This is a genomic window from Vibrio sp. 10N.261.55.A7, from assembly GCF_002877365.1.
GTDB lineage: Bacteria > Pseudomonadota > Gammaproteobacteria > Enterobacterales > Vibrionaceae > Vibrio.
Genome location: NZ_MCWZ01000050.1, coordinates 1 through 1,495 on the forward strand (window position 1 = coordinate 1; position 1,495 = coordinate 1,495).

Sequence of the window (1,495 nt, forward strand, 5' to 3'; positions counted from 1 at the left end):
ATTTAGGCAACAACGCCCTTTAACAGGACAAATGGCTGCTTAAAACAACCGCACTTTCAGCGCTTATCGACCACTTTCATGCCACCTTATTCATCATAAAAAGGCACTAAAACGGAGGCATTGCGAATCGCAAAACTTCTTGCCGCATTCTCACTCTTTTTCTGAGAGAGATCAGATAGCGACGGAAGAATAACGAGAACGGCCTGTCTTTCGGCAATCATATCCCCTCGTTCACCTTCATCATCAACCTCATAGGCGTCAATGTAAACGGTAAGCACTATTGATTCGGCATCAAATTTCTCAGTGCTAAAGGAACCCAATTCATGAACGGCCCCCCAAAAGCTACGGAGCGATTTTTCCTGTGCACTGGGAAGAAAAAAGTCATAGCTTCGGGCTGGTTTTGAATGATTGTCTATCATGGTCGTTAACCGATTAGTGACATACTGCCCATTTCGAAATGGCTTTCCTTCAAGCTTTACCGTACTGGCAGTAGCGGCGGGCCCACGACAAGAACTGGCAGTCGGTTCATTGGAGAGATGGCGATAGGCAGCACAAGTGAACTCGCCAGCAATATTCTGTATGCCGCGTACTAAAGAAGAATTCAAATAAGCCTTTAGTTCAAAATCACTCAGTTCCTCCACTTCCTTAAAAAGAGAGGCGCCATGCTTTTTGAACTCATCGTTGTAGCGAAGCGGAATAAATCGGTTGTGATCGATCGCCAACTTAACAGCATTATCAGTCTCAGAAACCTGACTTCCATCAGCAGAAAAAGTGGTTAAAGCAAGGTCTGGGTATTCGGCATAGCTATGAAGCGATGCAAAGGTGGCGAGCAATCCAATGATGATTTGAGGCTTAAACATAACGTCATCCATAACGTGAGTAGGGCAATAGAGTACCTTAATAATTGCACATGATCTCATATACTTACCCGACTAACACGGTTCAACTTTCATAATAGTGATGTAAAACGCGATATTGCCAATATTGATTTCATCTATCAGTGATGGTGTTGTCAGAGTACTCGCCAACAGATTAAGGTTTCTTTCACCGACGTTTAAAACGCTTTCCCAAGAGCATTTAGACACAACGTAAAAAACAATAGTCCGTTTAATTTCTGCTTCGTTACTTAACTGGGTGTTTTGTTATTAAACTTATCTGACCGATCGTACCCTTACAATATATCTGGAGGATTTGGAGTAATATGCGATCATTACAATATCAAACTGATTGTTTATATTAACCACGATATACCACCCTGAACAAATAAGAATCTATTTCTTTTAAATCATAGCATTACTAATAATTATGATTTGTATCGTGTTTATAAGCCCTGACTCACCAATATCTATTTATTTCGGCCCCCTTATTAATAAGTGACTTTATTACATCCTGTTTTGTAACTATAAGAAAACACACACATAAGTTATTTTCTAACGATTACAAACCTCATGTAATCTTTCATTTTCCCGTGATGTTTGCCGCATAAGTATATGAT

The 1,495-nt window shown here is 40.2% G+C and carries 1 protein-coding gene; it reads right to left on the minus strand.

Going from position 1 to position 1,495, the window contains the following annotated elements:
- Positions 1 to 86: 86 nt before the first annotated feature.
- The gene (locus tag BCU12_RS04620) at positions 87 to 860 is read right to left on the minus strand and encodes a hypothetical protein (protein ID WP_102403193.1); all 774 of its coding nucleotides are present in this window, start codon (positions 858 to 860) and stop codon (positions 87 to 89) included.
- Between the last annotated feature and the right edge of the window lie 635 nt (positions 861 to 1,495).